The sequence below is a fragment of the Mycobacterium sp. IS-2888 genome, from assembly GCF_001954215.1.
Lineage (GTDB): Bacteria > Actinomycetota > Actinomycetes > Mycobacteriales > Mycobacteriaceae > Mycobacterium.
The window spans coordinates 21,822-38,737 of sequence record NZ_MBET01000044.1 but is presented as its reverse complement, the minus strand read 5'-3'; the positions used below and the strand labels follow the sequence as shown (position 1 = coordinate 38,737).

12 protein-coding genes are annotated in these 16,916 nt (G+C 68.2%); 2 read left to right on the top strand and 10 right to left on the bottom strand.

What is annotated here, in order from left to right; all coding sequences use genetic code 11:
* The 10 genes from A5745_RS07200 to glf form a co-directional block, all read right to left on the bottom strand.
* Positions 1-1,596 (bottom strand): type I polyketide synthase (locus A5745_RS07200; RefSeq protein WP_217695269.1); only part of this gene is annotated, 1,596 nt, incomplete at its 3' end.
* Positions 1,597-1,606: 10 nt separating this feature from the next.
* A complete protein-coding gene (fadD32, locus tag A5745_RS07195) occupies positions 1,607-3,505 on the bottom strand; it encodes a long-chain-fatty-acid--AMP ligase FadD32 (RefSeq protein WP_076063110.1) in 1,899 nt (632 codons plus the stop codon).
* A gap of 237 nt (positions 3,506-3,742) precedes the next feature.
* Positions 3,743-4,750, bottom strand: coding sequence for a cutinase family protein (locus A5745_RS07190; RefSeq protein ID WP_076115591.1), 1,008 nt, complete (start codon positions 4,748-4,750; stop codon positions 3,743-3,745).
* A 109-nt stretch (positions 4,751-4,859) separates the two neighbouring features.
* Positions 4,860-5,768, bottom strand: a complete 909-nt coding sequence (locus A5745_RS07185; protein WP_076063106.1) for an alpha/beta hydrolase-fold protein — start codon at positions 5,766-5,768, stop codon at positions 4,860-4,862.
* A gap of 124 nt (positions 5,769-5,892) precedes the next feature.
* Entirely contained in the window at positions 5,893-6,939 is a 1,047-nt protein-coding gene (ag85A, locus tag A5745_RS07180; RefSeq protein ID WP_076063105.1) for a diacylglycerol acyltransferase/mycolyltransferase Ag85A, read from the bottom strand.
* A gap of 325 nt (positions 6,940-7,264) precedes the next feature.
* Positions 7,265-9,235 (bottom strand): terminal beta-(1->2)-arabinofuranosyltransferase, encoded by a 1,971-nt coding sequence (gene aftB, locus A5745_RS07175; RefSeq protein WP_305800052.1) that lies wholly within the window; start codon positions 9,233-9,235, stop codon positions 7,265-7,267.
* Positions 9,222-10,130: a decaprenyl-phosphate phosphoribosyltransferase gene (locus A5745_RS07170; protein ID WP_076063101.1), complete on the bottom strand. Its 909-nt coding sequence runs from the start codon at positions 10,128-10,130 to the stop codon at positions 9,222-9,224. The genes aftB and A5745_RS07170 overlap by 14 nt, the downstream gene beginning before the upstream one ends.
* Entirely contained in the window at positions 10,127-10,672 is a 546-nt protein-coding gene (locus A5745_RS07165; RefSeq protein ID WP_076115589.1) for a phosphatase PAP2 family protein, read from the bottom strand. Before A5745_RS07165 ends, A5745_RS07170 begins: the two co-directional genes overlap by 4 nt.
* Positions 10,665-12,551: a glycosyltransferase gene (locus A5745_RS07160; protein ID WP_076063098.1), complete on the bottom strand. Its 1,887-nt coding sequence runs from the start codon at positions 12,549-12,551 to the stop codon at positions 10,665-10,667. Before A5745_RS07160 ends, A5745_RS07165 begins: the two co-directional genes overlap by 8 nt.
* Positions 12,551-13,741, bottom strand: coding sequence for a UDP-galactopyranose mutase (glf, locus tag A5745_RS07155; RefSeq protein ID WP_076063096.1), 1,191 nt, complete (start codon positions 13,739-13,741; stop codon positions 12,551-12,553). The genes A5745_RS07160 and glf overlap by 1 nt, the downstream gene beginning before the upstream one ends.
* Before the next feature lie 219 nt (positions 13,742-13,960).
* Between glf and A5745_RS24245 the strand changes: the two genes are divergently transcribed.
* Complete coding sequence (locus A5745_RS24245; protein ID WP_175879778.1) at positions 13,961-15,058, top strand: PirG; 1,098 nt, start codon at positions 13,961-13,963, stop codon at positions 15,056-15,058.
* 177 nt (positions 15,059-15,235) lie between these two features.
* Entirely contained in the window at positions 15,236-16,906 is a 1,671-nt protein-coding gene (locus A5745_RS07145) for an LGFP repeat-containing protein (RefSeq protein WP_205866321.1), read from the top strand.
* Positions 16,907-16,916: the final 10 nt, after the last annotated feature.

Genomic DNA, 16,916 nt, shown 5'->3' with positions numbered 1-16,916 from the left:
GGCCCCGCCGAAGCCGAAGCTGGACACCCCGGCCAGGGCGTAACCGCCGTAGCGCGGCCAATCGGCCGGGGAGTCGATGACCTTCAAGTGCATGCCGTCGAAGTCGATGTAGGGGCTCGGCCCGGCGAAGTTGATCGACGGCGGCAGCTTGTCGTGCTGCAAGGCCAGCACCACCTTGGCCAGGCTCGCCGCGCCGGCGGCCGACTCCAGGTGTCCCACATTGGTTTTCACCGCGCCCAGCAATGCCGGGCGGTCCGCGGGGCGGCCCCGCCCGACGACACGACCCAGCGCCTCGGCCTCGATCGGGTCACCCAGCACGGTGCCGGTGCCGTGCGCCTCGATGTAGTCGACGGTGCGCGGATCGATGCCGGCGTCCTTGTAGGCGCGGCGCAGCACCTCGGCCTGCGCGTCCTGGTTGGGGGCGATCAGGCCGTTGGACCGGCCGTCGTGGTTGACCGCGCTGCCGGCGATCACGGCCAGGATCTGGTCGCCGTCGCGGCGGGCGTCGTCGACCCTCTTGAGCACGAACATGCCGCCGCCCTCGGAGCGGGTGTAGCCGTCGGCGTCCGACGAGAACGATTTGATCCGGCCGTCGGGAGAAAGCACCTGACCGATCTCGTCGAACCCGAGCGTCACCAACGGGGTCAGCAGCGCGTTGACACCGCCGGCGACCGCCACGTCGCACTCACCGTTGCGCAGCGCCTGGACCGCCTGATGCGTCGCCACCAGCGAGCTCGAACACGCGGTGTCCAGCGCGACCGAGGGGCCGCGGAAGTCGTAGAAGTAGGACACCCGGTTGGCGATGATCGAGCTGGCGGTGCCGGTGATCGCGTACGGGTGAGCGACGGTGGGGTCGGAGACCGCCAGGAATTGGTAGTCGTTGTTGGAGAAGCCGACGTACACGCCGACGGCCTCGCCGCGCAGGCTCGATGCCGGGATCCGGGCGTGCTCGAGCGCCTCCCAGGTGAGCTCCAGCGCCATCCGCTGCTGCGGGTCGATGTTGTCGGCCTCGGTCTTGGCGACCGCGAAGAACTCCGAGTCGAAGCCCTTGATGTCCTTCAGGTAGCCGCCCCGGGTGCGGGCGGTGCCGACGCGCTGGGCGATGCGCGGTTCTTCGAGAAATTCCGACCAGCGGCCCTCGGGCAGATCGGTGATGGCGTCGCGGCCCTCCAGCAGGGCCTGCCAGGTTTCGTCGGGGCTGTTCATGTCGCCGGGCAGCCGGGTGGACAGGCCCACCACCGCGATGTCGACGCGCTCGGCCGGGCCGGGGCGCGACCAATCGGCGTCGTCCAGCTCGTCGGCCACCTCGGGCTCACCCTCGATGATGCGGGTCGCCAGCGATTCGATGGTCGGGTGCTGGAAGGCCACCGCGACGGACAGCGTGACACCGGTCATGTCCTCGATGTCGGCGGCCATCGCCACGGCGTCCCGCGACGCCAAACCCAGCTCGACCATCGGCACCGACTCGTCGATGTCGTCGGGCGATTTCCCGACGGCCCGGCCCACCCAGTTGCGCAGCCACTCGCGCATCTCGGGGACCGTCATGTCGGTCTTGTTGGCGGGCGGGTTCTCCTGAGGTTCGTCTGTGTCAGCCATGGTTCCTGATTCAGTCGTTGGCGCCGGCGAAGGCGGTCGGGGACCCGACGCCGCTGCGCAGACTGCCGTCGAGGTAGGCGGCGCGGCAGGCGCGGTGCCCGATCTTGCCGCTGGAGGTACGCGGGATCGTTCCCGACTGCACCAGCAGCAAGTCGCGGACCGTGACGCCGTGGCGCACGGCGATGGCCGCGCGGATGTCGTCGGCGATCGGCTGGTAGTCCAGCTTGTGCGAGCCGGCGGCGCGCTCGGCGACGATCACCAGCTGCTCGGAGCTGTCGTCGGGGTCGTACTTGATACCGGCGTGCGGGTTGTCGAAGACTTCCTGCGGCAGTTGGTTCGCCGGCACCGAGAAGGCCGCCACGTAACCGGTCCGCAGCGCCTTGCTGGCTTCCTGCGCCGAGTACTCGAGGTCCTGCGGGTAATGGTTGCGGCCGTCGATGATGACCAGGTCCTTGATGCGGCCCGCTATATAGAGGTGCCCCTTGTAGTAGGTGCCGTAGTCGCCGGTGCGCACCCACATGCCGTCGTCGGGGGCGCCCTCGGCGTGCGACTCGCTGATCCGCGACTTGAGGATGTTGCGGAAGATCTCGGTGGTTTCGGCTTCCTTGCCCCAGTAGCCGCTGCCCATGTTGTTGCCGTGCAGCCAGATCTCGCCGATCTGGCCGTCGGGCAGCTCGCTGGCCGTGTCGGGGTCGACGATGACGGCCCACTCGTCGACGCCGATGACGCCCGCGGAAACCTGCGCCACCGCGCTCGGCGAATCCGCGGATACCTCGACGAAGCGCTGGTTGTTCAGCTCGGCACGGTCGACGTGGATGACCCTGGGCGCCTCGTCCATCGGTGTGGTGGAAACGAACAGCGTCGCCTCGGCCAGACCGTAGGACGGCTTGATCGCCGTCTCGCGCAGACCGTAGGGCGCAAAGGCCTCGTAGAACTTGCGCATCGACGCGGGGGACACCGGCTCGCTGCCGTTGAGGATCGCTTTGACGTTGCTCAGGTCCAGCGGCGGTTCGCCTTCCTTGGGCACACCGCGCAACGCGGCATGCTCGAACGCGAAGTTCGGCGCGACGGTGATGACCTCGCAGTCCGGTGCGTCGTCGGGCTTGCGCGCCATCTCCCGGATCCACCGGCCGGGCCGGCGCACGAACGCGGCGGGCGTCATGAAGGTGAAGTTGTGACCGATCACCGGCGACAACAGCGCCGTGATCAGGCCCATGTCGTGGAAGAACGGCAGCCAGGACAGGCCGCGGTCAACTTCCTTACCTTCGAGCCCCTCCAGCACCTGCAGCACGTTGGTGGGCAGGTTCAGGTGGGTGATCTGCACGCCGGTCGGGGTGCGGGTGGAGCCCGAGGTGTACTGCAAGTAGGCGATGGTGTTCTCGTCGGCCACCGGCTCCTCCCAGGTGGATGCCACCTCGTTGGGCACCGCGTCGACGGCGACGACGCGGGGGCGCTCCTTGGCCGCGCGGGCGCGGATGAACTTGCGCACACCCTCGGCGGCCTCGGTGGTGGTCAGGATCGTCGATGGCGTGCAGTCATCGAGCACGGCGTGCAAACGCCCGACGTGCCCCGGCTCGGAGGGGTCGAACAACGGCACCGCGATCCTGCCGGCGTACAGCGCGCCGAACAACGCGACGAGATAGTCCAGGTTCTGCGGGCACAGGATCGCGATGCGGTCACCGGGCTGGGTGACCTGCTGCAGCCGGGCGGCCACCGCACGGTTGCGGGCGCTGAACTCCGCCCACGAAATGTCCTTGTATTCACCGTCGCGTTCGGTGGAGAAGTCGACGAACCGGTAGGCCAGCTTGTCGCCACGCACCCGCGCCCACTTCTCAACGTGCTTGACCAGGTTGGTGTTGTCCGGGAACCTGATCTTTCCGTTGACGATGAACGGGTTGTGGTACGCCATTCCGGTTTCTCCTGTCACAACACAATTTGGTCGGCTGCTCCGACGTTATAACCGCGCGCAAGCCGGCCCTGTCACGGCGCATGCTGAGGCGCGCGTCGATTGGGTGCCAGCTTCGACCCAAACGGGTCACGATCCAAATGCTCTTACTTTTCTCTTAATGTTAAGGGGCGGCACGCGGCAGACCAAATCACAAGGTACCGCCGATTCCGTCACGTATCGGCCTCACGCGCGGCCATATCAGCCGTGTTTGGGATGCGGCGCGTTGTCGAGGAGCCCGTGGGCCCAGTTCAACGTCCAATCCGTCGCAGGGACCCCGTCTAAGTTCCAGAACTGGGTGGTCGCGTACAGCGCGTGCACTGGCTGGCCGGCGCCGCCGGCGAGCGTGTTCAGCGTGGCCGGCAGGTTGGCGACGCTGAACGCCTCGTTCGGGGCTGCGCAGATGAGATCGCCCGGCGCGCAGATCTCGTTCGTCCTGTCGTTGAGCGCACCGAAGCCGCCCGGTCGTGCCCCGGTCATCGTCAACCCGAGGCCGGACAACATCGGCACCTCGGCCAAAGTGACCTCGGCGCCCTCCCCCGGCGGGTTGGGCCCGATGTCGTTGCCCACCCCCTGCTGGCGACGGCCGTCGGCGATCAATGTCACACCGAGCACCAGGTCGTCGTCGACGGGGCCGCGGCCGTTGCCGATGTCGCTGGCGATATCCCCCGCGATTACCGCACCCTGCGAAAAACCCATCAGCACGTAACTGGTCAAGGGGCACTTGTTGTTCATGTCGGTCATCGCCTGGACGGTGGCGCGGGTGCCCTCGGCGCGGCTGTCGTTGTAGGACATCTGCGTGTCCCCGCTCAGTGGGTTGTGGAACTGCGCCGTGTACGGGGTGGTGTACGACAGCACCCGGGCGGCCGGAAACTGCTGGCCGAGCTGGGCAGTCACTTTGTGCAGCAACGCATTCGGGAACTGCATCGGATTGCCCGGATCGTCCTGCACCGAGGACTCCCACGTGCCCGGGACGTTGACCAACTGCACGTCGGGACACGAGGCGTCCTGCGAGGCGGGTCGCGGTTTGTGGGGGTGGCTCGTCGTCGACGACGGCGGCAGGACGCCGGGCGGCACCGCGCTGGGCGGCGACGAGGGGCTGCGCAGCAGCATCACCACGCCCACGATCACCAGCAATACGACGGCGGCCATCGAAAGAGCGGCAACCCAGGCGAGGATTCGGCGTCTACGCCGGGCGGTGGTGGCCATGTTCTCCTGCTAGCAGAGTCGGAAGTCGCAGCTCATATAGAGATAGGCGGCCGTCCCGCCCTCTGCTGCACCCACCACCGTACCGGCTCGGCGCACCGGCACCGTCTGGCTAGCGAATGGCGCCGACGATGTCTCCCGACATCGCACCCAGCTGCCCCGACCACGAACCCCAGTCGTTGCCACCGCCGCCCAAGTCAAAGTGGCCGTTGTGCCCGCCGTTGCTGCGGTACTGCTGGTAGAACTCCCGGGCGCTGCCCATCGCCGCGCCCGCCTGGCCGGCCATCGCGGCGTCGTCACCGCCCATGTTCGTCGGGCTGTAAACCCATACCCGGGTGTTGTTCTGCGCCAGCAGCGTGGAGTGCACGTACGGGTCGTGCCACTTCCACCGGCCCAGCTGCGGGGCGCCCCACATGCCGTTGCCGTCCACGCCGCCGTACTGCTGCAGGCCGGCCAGGATCGCGCCGTTGGAGTTGGTGCTCGACGGGTAGAGGAAGCCGGACAGCGAACCCGCCATGCCGAAGCGGTCGGGGTGGAAGCAGGCCAGCGCCATCGCGGCATAGCCCCCCTGCGAGGCGCCCACCGCGGCGTGGCCGCCGGGGGCCAGGCCCTTGTTGGCGGCCAGCCAGTTGGGCAGTTCGCTGGACAGGAACGTGTCCCACTGCTTGCTGCCGTCGTTCTCCCAGTTGGTGTACATGCTCCAGGCGCCACCCGCGGGCGCTACCACCGAGATCCCCTTGCCGGCCAAGGTGTTCATCGCGTTACCCGCGGTCACCCAGTTGCTGACGTCCGGGGCGGCATTGAAGGCGTCGAGGAGGTAGACCGCGTGCGGCCCGCCGCCCAGGAAGGCCACGGGGATGTCGCGGCCCATGGCCGCCGACGGCACCATCAGGCTTTCGTAGCCCGCGGCCTTGGCTTTGCCGACGGTTCCGGGAGCCCCTAGCCCCAGAGCCGCCCCGCCGAACCCGACCGATAGTGCGGCAACGCAGAACACCCGCAGCAGCGCTGACAGACCCCTCATGTCCACCCTCCATCGTCTAGTCGCTGTGAGCACACTATCCACACCCGATGGGCGGCGTAAATCACTAAATGGCGGCGACCCCGAGGGATCGCCGCCATTTAGTGGTGTTGCTTTCGGCTGGCTGCTACGTGCCGGTGGTGCTGCTGCCGGCGTTGGTGGCGGCAGCGGTCGCGGGGCCGGCGCCGGGCGTGGCGCCGAGCACCTGCTGCAGGTCAGGCTTCATGGCCTGCAGCTGCGCTCCCCAGTACGGCCAGTCGTGGGTGCCGTTGGCGTCGAAGTTCCACACGGCGTTGTGACCGCCGGCGGCGTTGTACGCCTGCTGGAATTTCAGGTTGCTGGTCCGCACGAAGCCCTCCAGGAACTTCGCGGGCAGGTTGTCGCCACCGAGGTCCGACGGCTTGCCGTTACCGCAGTAGAGCCAGATGCGGGTGTTGTTGGCGACGAGCTTGCCGACCTGCAGCGACGGGTCGTTGCGCTGCCACGCCGGGTCACTGGACGGGCCCCACATGTCGTCTTTCTTGTAGCCGCCGGCGTCGCCCATCGCCAGGCCGATCAGCGACGGGCCCATGCTCTGCGACGGGTCCAGCAGCGCCGAGAGCGAACCGGCGTAGACGAACTGGTCGGGGTGGTACGCCGCCAGGATCAACGCCGACGATCCGGCCATCGACAGGCCGACCGCGGCGCTGCCGGTGGGCTTGACCTGCTTTTGCGCCGCCAGGTACTGCGGCAGCTCGCTGGTCAGGAAGGTTTCCCACTTGTAAGTGGTGCAGCCGGCCTTACCGCAGGCGGGCTTGTACCAGTCGGAGTAAAAGCTGGACTGACCGCCGACCGGCATGGCCACGGCAATGCCGGACTGGTTGTACCACTCGAAGGCGGGAGTGTTGATGTCCCAGCCGTTGAAGTCGTCCTGCGCGCGCATACCGTCCAGCAGGTACAGCGCCGGCGCGTTGGCGCCACCGCTCTGGAACTGAACCTTGATGTCGCGGCCCATCGCCGCCGAGGGAACCTGCAGGTACTCCACCGGCAGGCCCGGCCGAGAGAACGCCCCGGCGGTCGCCGGGCCCCCCACGACGCCGATCAGGCCCGACAGCAGGGCTGCCCCAACAGCACCCACCACGAGCCGGCGCGGCATAGCCGCTACGGCACCGCGAACTCTGTCAACAAGCTTCATCCTTGCTTCCTCATCCTTTCGGGCGCATCTTTCGTCCCCGCGCATGATCGATTGGGTCCGACTGCATGCGATTAGGCGCAGCAGTGCCCGTGTAGTCAATCACAACATCGGGCATCGGGTCGCATCGAGGAGCTCCCGCAAACGCTCCTCCGGCCGTCATTTCCGCTGATTTTCGCGCCGAACGAGGCGGCCGAGAAGGGCGTTTCCGCATGTGCCCACCCGGTGCCGCACGCTGGTGGCGCGATAGATGTGATTTTGCTGTCAATCCGCCGCGCCGGCGCGACGCGAGCGGTTTGAGACGCGGCGAAAAAATCTGCTCGGGAACTCACTCGCGGGGCGGCGGCGGGCCCGGCTCGGGCACCGGCAGCCCGCACCTGGCGAGCTCGTAGAGCGGCACGCGGTCGATCTGATACTGGGTGAATTTGAAGGAATGCAAGAAGTTTGAGACGAAGCGGTGTGGCGTCATCGGGGCGCGCACCGAGCTCAGCACCGCCTGGGTTTCGGGGCATTGCAGCGCCGCCGCCGCCTGGGCGACCCAATTCGCGTCCAGGTAGCCCGGAACGCCCGGATAGACCTTCACCCAGGGGCCGTCGGCGATAACCCAGTCGGGGAAGAGGTTCTTGTCATGCCCGATCCGGCCGTGCTGCAGTCGCCCCGTGTGTTGCGCGATGGGGTTGGCCAGCCCGATTTGGTCGATCACCCGCACGTCGAGCCCGACGTTCATGCCGACCATGCCCAGGTTGGTGAAAAACACCGTGTGTTGCGGCTTTTGGGGCGGCTTGCCGGCTGGTGGCTGACCCATCGGCACCAGGTCCCACTGCGTGTAGTTGCCCGACGGCAGCAGCAACGCCCCGTCCGGGGTGTTGTTGAGGGCGGTCAGAATGGCAGCCATCCGCGGGTAGTCCAGGTAGTCCGCGGCGGTCAGCGGATGGGCGCGCCCGGTGGCCTGCGCATAGAAGCGCCGCTCGTCGACGATGCCCGAATAGGTGACGTGAGTGGCGTCGTCACCCATCCCGGGTGAGTTTGCTGCCCATAGCGACCAGCCCGCGATTCCCAGCCACAGCACCCCGGCCGCACCGGCCAGCCACAGGCCGCTCTCGCGTAGGTACACCTTGCCGTCGGGGATGATCACCGGGATGACGGCGACCGGAGCCAGCAAACAAAAAAGCGGCGCCAGCAACACTCGGGCGTGCATGAAGTCGCCGCCCTGCCGGATCCAATACAGCGCCTGCAGCAGACCGCTCACCAGGACGAAAACCACCACCGCGGCCGGGCTTTGCACGGCGCGCGCGAACCGTCCGTAGTTGGGTGCCAGGGCGGGCCGCAGGAACGACGGCCGCCGCCGCGCGGCCATCAACAGCAGGCCCAGCGGCACCAGCAGCACGACGGGCGCCCATATTGCGTAGGGCGCGTTGAAGTTCGAGAGATATGTCATGCCCTGCGACCACTTGTCGCCGGCTGCGTCCTTCGCCAGGGCGGTGCCGGGCACCAGCAGGCCGTAGTAGCCCATCCGGAAGATCTCGTAGGCGACCGGCAGGGATCCGCCCGCCACCACGATCAGCACCCGACGCTGCCAGGTGCGGGCCGCGATCAGCATCATGATCAGGGCGAGGCCGCCCATGAGTGCGAAGTCGGGCCGCACCAGTACGCTGAATCCCGCGACGAAGGCCAGCGCGGCGAGGAAGAACCGGTTGTCCGGGCGGGTCCGCAGCGGCTGCCCCCAGCGGACCATCATCCACCACAGCAATCCCAAATAGGCCAGCGCCAAACCACTTTCGAGACCGGAGGTGGCGAAGTCACGCGCCGGCGGCAGCGCGATGTAGACCAACGCGCCGGCGGGCAGCATGATCGCCCGCGCGCCCCGCAGGCTGGGGGCGTAGAGGCGCCCGGTGCCCAGCATGAGCAGCGCCACGCCCAGCACGGACAGCCCGAGGGCCAGCGCGAGTGCCACGTATTCCATGCGCATCGGGCCGCCGACCCAGCTGCCCACGTACATCAGGTAGGTCCAGGCGGTGGAGGTGTTCGCCTCGACGCGCTCGCCCTGATTGAACACCGGTCCGTTGCCGGCCAGCAGGTTGCGCACCGTGCGCAGCACGATCAGCCCGTCGTCGGCGATCCAACGCCGCTGCCAGCTGCCCCAGCCGAACAGCACCGCGACTACCGCCACGCTGATCCACAGGCTGACCCGGACCATGGTGGCGTACGCGAACACCGGCCGGCCGACCCGCCTGACCGCCGCCCGGCGGCGCATCACTTCACGCTTGATGGCCTCCAGACCGGGGCTAGCCGAAGGCAACCGCGGCTCCGACCGTCGCGATCCAGGCCAGGGCCAACAGCTGCAGCACCCGGTCACGCAGCGCGATGTCTTCCGGCTCCCCGGCCAGCCCGCCGTCGACGTCGACCGCGTAGCGCAGGATCGCGATGGTGAACGGGACCATGGACACCGTGAACCAGCGCGCGGACCCGTGGTCGCGCTCGAACGCCCACAGCCCGTAGCACATCACCACCGCGGTGGCCGACATCGTCCAGACGAACCGCAGGTAGGTGCTGGTGTAGCTTTCCAGCGCCTTGCGGATCGACGCGCCGGTGCGCTCGGCCAGTTGCAGCTCGGCGTACCGCTTGCCGGCCACCATGAACAGCGACGCGAAGGCCGCCACCAGCAAGAACCATTGCGACAGCCGGGTGTCGGTGGCCGCCCCGCCCGCAATGGCCCGCAGCAGATACGCCGACGACACGATGCAAATGTCCATCACCGCTTGGTGTTTGAGGCCGAAGCAGTAGCCCAGCTGCATGGCGATGTACACCGCCATCACCACCGCGAGGTTCGGCGTCAGCCACCACGCAATAGCCAGGGAGGCCACACCCAGGAACGCGGCCAGAACGTAGGCCAGCCATTCGGGCACCACGCCGGCGGCGATCGGACGGAACCGCTTGGTGGGATGTTCGCGGTCGGCCTCGACGTCGCGGACGTCGTTGATCAGGTATATCGACGAGGCCGCCAGACTGAACACCACGAAGGCCACCGCCACCTGGATGCCCAGCTGGCCGTACTCGTACCGGTGGCCGCGGCCGGCCGCGCTCAGCGGAGCGGCCAGCACCAGCACGTTCTTCACCCATTGCCGCGGGCGGATCGCCTTGACCACGCCGACGATCAGGTTTGCCGGCGGCCCGACCACCACGTCTTCACTCATTCGGCGACCCTCTTTCGCAACCTCTCGCCGCTGCTGCGTGCGATCCCCGCGACGCCGGCGCCGAGCGCGATGCCGAACGCCACGTCGCTGGGATAGTGCACCCCCAGCAGTATCCGCGACAGGGCCATCGGCGGGACGAGCAACACGGGCAGGGGCAGCCCGGTCGTGCGGGCCATCAGGATCGCGGCGGCGGTGGTGGAGGTGGCGTGCGCCGACGGGAAGCTCAGCCGGCTCGGCGTGCCGACGTTCACCGCGACGGCCGGATGGTTCGGTCGCTGCCGCCGCACCACGCGCTTGATCAACACCGCGGCCGCGTGCGCGACGAACGCGCCGGCCCCGGCCACCAGCCAGTCCCGGCGCTGCCGCGGCACCAGCAGCGCACCGAGCAGCGACACGGCCACCCAGCCGATGCTGTGCTCGCCGAAGTGCGACAGCCCGCGCGCCGTGGTCAGCACCCCCGGGCGGTCGGCCAGCGCCGCCTGGACGGCGACCATCGCGGCGAGTTCGCCGCGCGGCGGCCCCGGAAGAGGGATTTCAGCCATTGTCCGCTGCTGGCAGCAACGCCGTCTCCCACTTCTGCTTGCTGGACAGAACCGGAAGCGCGCCGCGGTACACCCGGCGCATCTCGTCGAACCGGCTCAACAGCAGCCGCTGGCGGCGCAGCGATTTGAACAGCAACGAAAACATCTTGCGTCGGTTGCGCTGTCGATAGACGACACCGCACCCGTCAGCCGTCGTGACGGTCACCCCGTCGACCGTGCACAGCCGGAACCAGCGCGCGTCCTGCGTCGGCACGTTGTACTCCGGACGCTGATGGGCCGCCGGGTCGGCCTTGGTCGCGTTGTGCAGGATCCCGCGGGCCAACCGGTAACCGATCGACAGCGGGTTCACCGGCGGATTCATCGCCTTGCTCTGGTGCATCGGCTGCGGCAGCTCGCTGGCCGCCGGCAGGACGACGGCATCCGGGAACTCCTTGCGCATCCGATGCACCTCGGGCAGCGCCGATTCCAGGATCGAGAAGATGTGCTCGGGGCCGGCCAGGAAGTCGTCGATCGCCTTGTTCTGGATTGCGACCGTCGAATATTCAAGGCAGGCAAGGTGTTTCAGCGTTGCCTTCAGGTGGCTGCGCACCAGGCCGGTGACGTCGCCGTCCCAGTGCATCGCCGCGACGACGAGCCGGTTGCGCAGATGGAAGTAGGCCTGCCAGTCGATGGCGTCGTCCTTGTCGCTCCAGGCCATGTGCCAGATCGCCGCCCCGGGCAGCGTCACCGTCGGGTATCCGTGCTCGGCGGCCCGCAGGCCATAATCGGCGTCGTCCCACTTGATGAACAGCGGCAGCGGCTGGCCCAGCTCCTCGGCGACCTGCCGCGGGATCATGCACGTCCACCAGCCGTTGTAGTCCACGTCGATGCGACGGTGCAGCAGCTTGCTGCGAGGGTTGTTGTCGTTCAACGGATTTTCGGCGAAATCGTGGTCGTATTCGGTGTGCGGCGCCGCGGTCCACATGAAGTTCGACGGGTCCACCACCTCGCCCATGATGTGCAGATGCGACGGCTCCTGCAGGTTGAGCATCTGGCCGCCCACCAGCATCGGGCTCTTGGCGAATCGGTGCATGGCCAACACTCGCAGGATCGAGTCGGGCTCGATGCGGATGTCGTCGTCCATGAACAGAATCTGTTGGCAGTCAGTGTTTTTCAGTGCCTCGTACATCACCCGGCTGTATCCACCGGACCCGCCGAGGTTGGGCTGGTCGTGGATCGACAGCCGATCGCCCAGCCGGGCGGCCGCGGCGGGGAAGTCGGGGTGGTCTCGGACCTTGCGCACACCCTGATCCGGCACGATCACCGCGCCAATCACCTCGTCCACCAAGGGATCCGCGGTGAGCGCGGCCAGCGCATTGGTGCAGTCGGCGGGGCGGTTGAACGTCGGGATGCCGACGGCGACGTTGGCCGTGCCCGGCGCGGGCTCGGTGGCATACCAGCCACCGCTGAGCAGGGTGACGTTGGTGTCGGTGGTGATGTCAAACCAGATCCAGCCGCCGTCCTCGAACGGCTTGAGCGGCACCTCGATCTCGACGACGGCCGGCTGCTCGGCGGTGCCGGCGAACTGGCGACCCTCCACCGAGATTCGCACGCCGGTGGCCTTCGTCCGGTACACGTCGACGCGCCCGGTTCCGGCCAGCTCGACGCGCAGCACCACCGACGTGCAGATCGACCAGCGGCGCCAGTAGCTGGCCGGGAACGCGTTGAAATACGTCGCGAACGACACCTCGGACTCTTTGGCGATCTCCAGCGAGGTGCGGCTCGTGGCGTGCGCGCGCCGCGAGTTGGTCTTCGACTCCTCCAGGTAGAGCTTCCGCACGTCGAGGGGCTCACCCGGACGCGGCAGGATGATTCGGGACAGCAGGCTCACGGCGGTCATCAGGCGCTCTCCCCCACTAGAGCTTTGCCATCTCGCAGGTGCGGCGCGAGGACGTTGTCGTACATGTTCAGTGCGCTGGCAATGGCCATGTGCATATCCAGATATTGATAGGTGCCCAGCCGGCCGCCGAACAACACCTTCGACGACGCGGTTTCGGATTTCGCCCGCTCCCGATAGGCGGCCAGCAAGGCGCGGTCGGACTCGGTATTGATCGGATAGTAGGGCTCGTCGTCGTCCTCGGCGAACCGGGAGTACTCCCGCATGATCACGGTCTTGTCGGACGGGTAGTCCCGCTCGGGGTGGAAGTGCCGGAACTCGTGGATGCGGGTGTAGGGCACGTCGAGATCGTTGTAGTTCATCACCGACGTCCCCTGGAAATCGCCCGTGGGTAACACTTCCACTTCGAAGTCCAGTGTGCGCCAACCCAGCCGGCCTTCGGAGTAGTCGAAGTAGCGGTCCAACGGCCCGGTGTAGACGACCGGGGCCGACGGGGATTCCCGGCGCAGTTGATCCCGGACGTCGAACCAGTCGGTATCCAGCCTGACCTCGATGCGGTCGTCGGCGGCCATGTTCTGCAACCAGGCGGTGTAGCCGTCGACCGGCAGCCCCTCGTAGGTGTCGCTGAAGTAGCGGTTGTCGAAGGTGTAGCGGACCGGCAGCCGGGTGATGTTGGCAGCGGGCAACTCCTTGGGGTCGGTCTGCCACTGCTTGGCCGTGTATCCCTTGACGAACGCCTCGTAGAGGGGCCGGCCGATCAGCGAGATCGCCTTCTCCTCCAGGTTCTGCGCGTCCGCGGTGTCGATCTCGGCGGCTTGTTCGGCGATGAGCTGTCGCGCCTCGGCGGGCGTGAAGTACTTGCCGAAGAACTGCGACACCAGGCCCAGCCCCATCGGGAACTGGTATGCCTGCCCGTTGTGCATCGCGAACACGCGATGCCGGTAGTCGGTGAAGTCGGTGAACTGGCGCACGTAGTCCCAGACCCTCTTATTAGAGGTGTGGAACAGGTGCGCACCGTACTTGTGGACCTCGATACCCGTCTGGGGCTCGGCCTCGGAATACGCGTTGCCGCCGATGTGCGGACGCCGTTCTACGACCAGCACGCGCTTGCCGAGTTGGGTAGCCACGCGCTCGGCAACGGTCAGGCCGAAGAATCCAGAGCCGACGACGAAGAGGTCAAAGCGAGCTGTCATCGGTTGCCTAGGGTATCTGACCCCGCCGCGTATCCCGATTCGGCGACGCCCTGAAATCGCGGCGGGAGGTTACGGCCGAGGTCGCAATTGCCTCACGATTCAATATCACCACTCTAGTCACAGCAATCTCACTCGTACCATCGACTCTGTGTGGTTCATGCCGGATAGGACAGGCAGCACACGCCGAGGAAACACATAGTCCAGATTGAGGAGACTTCCGTGCCGAACCGACGCCGACGCAAGCTCTCGACAGCCATGAGCGCGGTCGCCGCCCTGGCAGTCGCGAGTCCTTGCGCATACTTCCTGGTTTACGAATCGACGGCGGGCAGCAAGCCCGAACACCGCGAATTCAAGCAAGCGGCGGTCATGAGCGACCTGCCCAGCGAGCTGATGGGCGCGCTGTCGCAGGGCCTGTCGCAGTTCGGGATCAACCTGCCGCCGGTGCCCGCGTTGAGCGGTAACAGCGGCACCACCACCGGCCTGACCAGCCCGGGCCTCACCAGCCCTGGGCTGGGAACTCCGGGCCTGACCAGTCCCGGCCTGACCAGTCCTGGGCTGACCAGTCCTGCGCTGACCAGCCCGGGCGTTGGTACCCCGGGCCTGGGTACCCCGAGCCCGACCACGCCGGGCCTGGGCGCGCCGGGTTTTGGCACGCCGGGGCTGGCCAACCCGGGCACGACGCCGGGGACGCCCGGGACGCCCGGGCTGACCGGGCCGGGCGCGCTGCCGACCACGCCGGGCGCGGGGATGAACCCCGCGCTGTCTAACCCCGGTCTGACCAGCCCGACTGGAGTCGCGCCGGGCCTGGGCGGCACCGGGACCACACCCAGCGAGGTGCCGATCGGCGCCGCGCCGGCCGGATTGGACCCGGGCGCCGACGGCACCTACCCGATCCTTGGTGACCCGTCGACATTGGGCGGCGCCTCGCCGATCGGGACGGGCGGCCTCGGTGGTGGCGGCACCAGCGGCGGTAGCAGCAGCGGCGGTGGCGGGCTCGTCAACGACGTGATGCAGGCCGCCAACCAGCTGGGCGCCGGCCAGGCCATCGACCTGCTCAAGGGCCTGGTGATGCCCGCGATCATGCAGGGTGTCCACGGTGGCGCGGGCGCGCCAGCGGCCGCCGCCGGCGCCCTGCCGGGTGCGGCCAGTGCCCTGCCGGGTGCGGCGAGTGCCCTGCCGGGTGCGGCGAGCGCCCTGCCGGGTGCCGCGGGTGCCCTGCCGGGTGCCGCGGGTGCCCTGCCGGGTGCCGCGGCCGGTGCCCTGCCGGCGGCCGCCGGTGCCCTGCCGGCCGCCGCGCCGGCGTTGCCTCCGGTCTAGAGCTTCGGGGGACCTGTCACCTGACGGCACCGCAGAGTCACGCACGGATTCGGGAGCTAGCCACCCGCCCGGCGACAACACCTCTGCGGTGCCGTCGAACAGGTTTTCGTGAGGTTTCACACGCATACACTCGTGTCGCCTCACAAATAACAATAGACACACACGTAACATCAGCTGGTGTCGTCTCGTAGTCGCGCGCCAACGATGCTGCTCACCGCCATCGCGGCGACGGTCGTCATCGTCTCGGCGGTGGCGGACGCGACCCACGATCGCGGCGTCCACGCCACGCCCCCGCCCCACGACACCCAGCTGAGCGAGCAGCCACTGATCGGGCTCGGGGCCGGTGTCACGGTCCGCGAAGTCAGCCAGGACCAGCCCTTCTCGTTGGTCGCGCTGACCGGCGACCTGGCCGGCACCTCGACGCGGGTGCGGGCAAAGCGGCCCGACGGGTCGTGGGGGCCTTGGTATCAGACCGAGTACGAGACCGCCGCGCCCGACGACGGCGGTGCCGCGGGATCCGCCGGGTCGCCGCCGCCGGCCGGCCCGACCGAAGGCCCCCGCAGCACGGATCCGGTGTTCGTCGGCACCACCACCACGGTCCAGATCGCGGTCACCCGCCCCCTCGATGCGGCGGTGACCCGGCCGCCGCCGCCGAACGACCCGCCGGCGTCAAACGACCTCGGATACAAGCCGGCGTCCAGGGAACAGCCGTTCGGCCAGAACATCTCCGCGATCCTCATCTCTCCGCCGCAGGCGCCGGCCCACACGCAGTGGACGCCGCCGTCCGGGGTCGTGATGCCGGGGCAGGCACCGCCCATCATCAGCCGGGCCGACTGGGGCGCAGACGAATCGCTGCGGTGCGGTAGTCCCCAGTACGACAACGGGATTCGCGCCGCTGTCATCCACCACACCGCGGGCAGCAACGACTACTCGCCGCTGGAATCGGCCGGGATCGTCAAGGCCATCTACACCTACCACAGCAAGACGCTGGGGTGGTGCGACATCGCCTACAACGCGTTGGTGGACAAATACGGCCAGGTGTTCGAGGGCAGCGCCGGCGGACTGACCAAGGCCGTCGAGGCCTTCCACACCGGCGGATTCAACCGCAACACCTGGGGTGTGGCCATGATCGGCAACTTCGACGACGTACCGCCGACGCCGGTGCAGCTGCGGACCGTGGGGCGGCTCCTGGGCTGGCGGCTGGGTCTGGACGACGTCGACCCCAAAGGCACCGTGGCGCTCGAGTCGGCGGGCAGCCACTACACCACCTATCCGGCCGGGGCCGTCGCGACGCTGCCCACCATCTTCACCCACCGCGACGTCGGCAACACCGACTGCCCGGGCAACGCCGCCTACGCGCTGATGGACGAAATCCGGGACATCGCATCGCATTTCAACGATCCGCCCGAGGAGTTGATCAAGGCGCTGCAGGGTGGCGCCATCTACGAGCACTGGCAGGCCATCGGCGGCATGAACAGCGTTCTCGGCGCGCCGACGTCGCCGGAAGACAGCGCCGAGGGTGACGCCCGCTACGCCACCTTCGCCAGGGGCGCAATGTACTGGTCACCCGAGACGGGTGCGCAGCCGGTCACCGGCGCGATCTACGAGGCGTGGGCCTCGCTGAGCTTCGAGCGCGGCCCGCTGGGATTGCCGACGAGCGCGGAAATCCAAGAGCCCCTGCGGGTTACACAGAACTTCCAGCATGGCACCTTGAACTTCGACCGCCTCACCGGAGACATCACCGAGGTCGCGGACGGCATCACCACGCCGCTGTCGACCGAGCCGCCGAGCGGCCCGACGGTGCCGCCGGAACACTTCTCGCTGCCGGCGCACCCGGCGTCCGCCTAGGCCAGGTTTT